Source organism: Streptomyces sp. NPDC058955, from assembly GCF_042741435.1.
Taxonomy (GTDB): domain Bacteria; phylum Actinomycetota; class Actinomycetes; order Streptomycetales; family Streptomycetaceae; genus Streptomyces.
On sequence record NZ_JBHYKM010000224.1, the window covers coordinates 1 to 4400 of the forward strand.

The following is a 4400-nucleotide window of genomic DNA, read 5'->3' on the forward strand; positions in this document are numbered from 1 at the left end:
GGGGGTGGGGGGGGCGCCCCCGGGGGATTTTTTTAATCCGCTCGGGGTTTTTCCGGCACCCGCCCCCCCCTCCCCCGGGGGGGGGGGGGCCCGCGCCCCCCCGGTCCGATATCCACCCGAATGGACTACATCCGCTACGGGGTGCGGCGCACGCCCTCGGCGAGTTCGGCCGCCAGTTCCTTTACGGCGGCGAGTCCGGCGGCCTCGTCGCCGTCGGCGTCGAGGATCCGCTGGACGAAGGCCGAGCCGACGATGACGCCGTCGGCGAAGGCGGCGACCTCGCGGGCCTGGGCGGCGTTGGAGACGCCGAGGCCGACGCAGACCGGGATCTTCGAGGTCACGCGGGTGCGGCGGACCAGGTCGGCGGCCTGCTCGCCGACCGAGGCGCGGGTGCCGGTGACGCCCATGAGGGAGGCGGCGTAGACGAAGCCGGAACCGGCCGCGGTGATGGTGGCGAGCCGCTCGTCCTTGCTGCTGGGGGCGACGACGAAGACGGTGGCGAGGCCGTGCCGCTCCGCGTGCTCCCGCCACAGGGCGGACTCCTGGACCGGCAGGTCGGGCAGGATGCAGCCGGCGCCGCCGGCCGCCGCGAGCTCCTCGGTGAAGCGCTCGACGCCGTACCGGTCGATCGGGTTCCAGTAGGTCATCACGAGGACCGGCTTGCCGGTGGCCTCGTGGGCCTCCTTGACGGTCCGCATGACGTCGGCGATCCGGACGCCGCCGCGCAGGGCGATGTCGTCGGCGGTCTGGATGACGGGGCCGTCCAGGACCGGGTCGCTGTGCGGGAGGCCGACCTCGACGATGTCGGCGCCGCCGTCGAAGACCGCCTTGATGGCCTTGATGCCGCCGTCGACGGTCGGGAAGCCGGCCGGGAGGTAGGCGATGAGCGCGGACCGGTCCTCGGCCTTGGCGCGCTCCAGGGTGTCGGCGAGCAGCTGGATGTTTCCGGTCGTCACTTCGAGCCCTCCTCGTCGTACAGGCCGAAGTAGCGGGCGGCCGTGTCCATGTCCTTGTCGCCGCGGCCGGAGAGGTTGACGACGAGGAGCGCGTCCTTGCCGAGCTCCTTGCCGACCTCCAGGGCCCCGGCGAGGGCGTGGGCCGACTCGATGGCCGGGATGATGCCCTCGGTGCGGGAGAGCAGCCGCAGCGCCTGCATGGCGGCGTCGTCGGTGACGGCCCGGTACTCGCCGCGGCCGCTGTCCTTGAGGTAGGCGTGCTCGGGGCCGATGCCGGGGTAGTCGAGGCCGGCCGAGATCGAGTACGGCTCGGTGATCTGGCCCTCGTCGTCCTGGAGGACGTAGCTGCGGGAGCCGTGCAGGATGCCGGGCTCGCCGGCGGTGAGGGTGGCCGCGTGCTCGCCGGTCTCGACGCCGTGGCCGGCCGGCTCGCAGCCGATGAGCCGGACGCCCGCGTCGGGCAGGAAGGCGTGGAAGAGGCCGATGGCGTTGGAGCCGCCGCCGACGCAGGCGATGGCCGCGTCGGGGAGGCGGCCGGCGCGCTCCAGGAGCTGGCGGCGGGCCTCGACGCCGATGACCCGGTGGAAGTCGCGGACCATCGCGGGGAAGGGGTGCGGTCCGGCGACCGTGCCGAAGAGGTAGTGGGTGCGGTCGACGTTGGCGACCCAGTCGCGGAACGCCTCGTTGATGGCGTCCTTGAGGGTGCGGCTGCCGGACTTCACGGCGATGACCTCGGCGCCGAGCATCCGCATCCGGGCCACGTTGAGGGCCTGGCGCTGGGTGTCGACCTCGCCCATGTAGATGGTGCAGTCGAGGCCGAAGAGGGCGCAGGCGGTGGCGGTGGCGACGCCGTGCTGGCCGGCGCCGGTCTCGGCGATGACCCGGGTCTTGCCCATGCGCTTGGTGAGCAGGGCCTGGCCGAGCACGTTGTTGATCTTGTGCGAGCCGGTGTGGTTCAGGTCCTCGCGCTTGAGGAAGATCCGGGCGCCGCCGGCGTGCTCGGCGAACCGGGGCACCTCGGTGAGGGCGCTGGGGCGGCCGGTGTAGTTGGCCATGAGGTCGCCGAGCTCGCGGGCGAACTCGGGGTCGTTCTTGGCCTTCTCGTACTCGACGGCGACCTCGTCGACGGCGGCGACGAGGGCCTCGGGGATGAACTTGCCGCCGAAGGCGCCGAAGTAACCCTCGGGCGACGGGACCTGACCCTCCGGGTCCGGGATGAAGAACTCGCTGGTCATGCGGATGCTGCTCCTCGCGGGGCGATGCGGTCGTGTGTCTGGACGGACTCGCTTCGTACGCGCGCGTGCGGTTGCGGCTGACGCCGCCGCTGCCGTTGTGGGCAATCGTTCCTCCCCCAGAGGGGGTACCCCCAGGCGGAACGGGTGGGCACAACGGAACGGCACCGTTGCGGGTGCCTCCGCTCATGGGCCTGGACCCGCACCCGTACGGAGCCGTACAGCCGGTGCGGGCTCAGGCGCGGAAACCCAAGGCCCGGGCAGGGGCGCCGTCCCTGTGCCCACCCGTCCCGCCCTTGCGGGACGTATGCCCACAGGGACGGCGGGCGCAGCCCACGAGGGACTACAGGTCGCCGCGCGCGTCGGAGGGCGTGCGCCATCGCATGCCGGGGACCGTGCCCGGTTCGGAGCCGATGCAGTGGCGGACCCGGCGGCCGTGGACCCGGCGGGCCGGCGCCCGGCAGCCCCGCGGCCGGCAGCCGCGGGCGAGCCGGGCGTGGGCGGCCACGGACACCGCGCGCAGCCCGACCGGCCCGCGGGCTGCGGAGCCCGGGGCGGTCGGCACGGCGACGCGGCGAGGGGTCATGGCGCGGCCGTCAGCTCCGGCCGTGCCGCAGGGCCGGGTGCGCGCCGGCGGCGACGAGGTCGGCGACGGCGGTCTTCGGGTCGCGGCCGGTGACGAGGGACTCGCCGACCAGGACCGCGTCGGCGCCGGCGTTGGCGTACGCGATGAGGTCGTGCGGGCCGCGGACGCCGGACTCGGCGACCTTGACGATGTGCGCCGGGATCTCCGGGGCGACGCGCTCGAAGGTGGAGCGGTCGACCTGGAGGGTCTTGAGGTTGCGGGCGTTGACGCCGATGATCCGGGCGCCGGCCTCGACCGCGCGCTCGACCTCCTCCTCGTCGTGGACCTCGACCAGCGGGGTGAGCCCGATGGACTCGGCGCGCTCGATGAGGGAGACGAGGGCCTCCTGCTCCAGGGCCGCGACGATGAGGAGCGCGAGATCCGCTCCGTACGCCCGGGCCTCCCAGAGCTGGTAGGCGGTGACGATGAAGTCCTTGCGCAGGACCGGGATGTCGACCCGGGCGCGCACGGCCTCCAGGTCGGCGAGCGAGCCGCCGAAGCGGCGCTGCTCGGTGAGGACGGAGATGACGGCGGCGCCGCCCGCCTCGTAGTCGGCGGCGAGGCCCGCCGGGTCGGCGATGGCCGCGAGTGCTCCCTTGGACGGGCTGGAGCGCTTGACCTCGCAGATCACCTTGACGCCGTCGCCGCGCAGCGCGGCGACCCCGTCCTTGGCCTGCGGGGCCTTGGCGGCCCGCTCCTTGAGCTCGTCGAGGGAGACCCGCGCCTGCCGCTCTGCGAGGTCGGCGCGCACGCCTTCGATGATCTCGTCGAGCACACTCACGCGAGAGGCCCCCTTCCGGGACGGTGACGGTTCCACGGAACCTGATGAACAGGGTTCAGCCATGTCCGATGGTATCCGCAGGAGGCCGTCTGATCCGCATCGAGCGGCGCGGCGTCCCAATCCCTGGGACTTCAGGGGGCCAGCGCGGAGCCGAGGGGAAGGTTCCGGATCACCGCGAACACGGTGGTCAGCGCGCCGAGCGCCCACCACCAGGCGGGTCGCACGGTGAACCGGGTCGGCGTGCCGCGGACGGCGCGAATCAGCCACACCACCATGAGGACCGCGCAGACCGCGTAGCCGGCGACGGCGAGCGCGTTGGCCCCGAGGGCGGCGGTGAGGTCGCCGTGGGCGACGGCGTGGGCGCTGCGCAGGCCGCCGCAGCCGGGGCAGTACAGGCCGGTGAAGCGGAGCAGCGGGCAGACCGGATAGTGGCCCGGTTCGTTGGGGTCGACGAGGCCGACGTACGTGAAGGCGGCGGCGGTGCCGGCGAGGGTGGCGAGCGGGGCGAGCAGCCGCCGTCCGAGCGGGCGGCGCCGGAACTCCTCGGCCTCGGTGAGCGGCGTCGGCGGGGCGGGCGGGGTCGTCTGGGGGGCTGGCTCGGCGGTCACGCGGTGATTGTCGCCCGGGAGGCGCCGGGACGCACGACGGGGGCGGGCCCGCCGGGCCCCCAGGCCCCCGAGCGGGGGGGCCGCGGGCCCGGGGGGGCGGGGCCGGGGGGGGCGGGGCTCGCGGCGCCGCCGGCCAGCCGGGCGTGTGTGGCGACTGGTGATGGTGGTGTGTGGGGCGGACGCGACCTCGCGCTCGGT

General features: G+C 74.4%; 5 protein-coding genes. All 5 read right to left on the reverse strand.

The window, feature by feature from the left end; genetic code table 11:
• Nucleotides 1-134 precede the first annotated feature (134 nt).
• The 5 genes from trpA to ACFW1I_RS38045 all read right to left on the reverse strand — a co-directional run bounded on the left by trpA (nt 135) and on the right by ACFW1I_RS38045 (nt 4202).
• Complete coding sequence (gene trpA, locus ACFW1I_RS38025) at nt 135-956, reverse strand: tryptophan synthase subunit alpha (RefSeq protein WP_384678640.1); 822 nt, start codon at nt 954-956, stop codon at nt 135-137.
• Entirely contained in the window at nt 953-2191 is a 1239-nt protein-coding gene (trpB, locus tag ACFW1I_RS38030; RefSeq protein ID WP_384678642.1) for a tryptophan synthase subunit beta, read from the reverse strand. The genes trpA and trpB overlap by 4 nt, the downstream gene beginning before the upstream one ends.
• Before the next feature lie 340 nt (nt 2192-2531).
• Complete coding sequence (gene trpM / locus ACFW1I_RS38035; RefSeq protein ID WP_384678645.1) at nt 2532-2774, reverse strand: tryptophan biosynthesis modulator TrpM; 243 nt, start codon at nt 2772-2774, stop codon at nt 2532-2534.
• Between the two features lie 10 nt (nt 2775-2784).
• Nucleotides 2785-3594 carry an indole-3-glycerol phosphate synthase TrpC gene (gene trpC / locus ACFW1I_RS38040; protein WP_384678648.1) on the reverse strand — a complete coding sequence of 270 codons (810 nt, stop codon included), beginning with the start codon at nt 3592-3594 and terminating at the stop codon, nt 2785-2787.
• 131 nt (nt 3595-3725) lie between these two features.
• Nucleotides 3726-4202 carry a DUF2752 domain-containing protein gene (locus ACFW1I_RS38045; RefSeq protein WP_384678651.1) on the reverse strand — a complete coding sequence of 159 codons (477 nt, stop codon included), beginning with the start codon at nt 4200-4202 and terminating at the stop codon, nt 3726-3728.
• Nucleotides 4203-4400 lie beyond the last annotated feature (198 nt).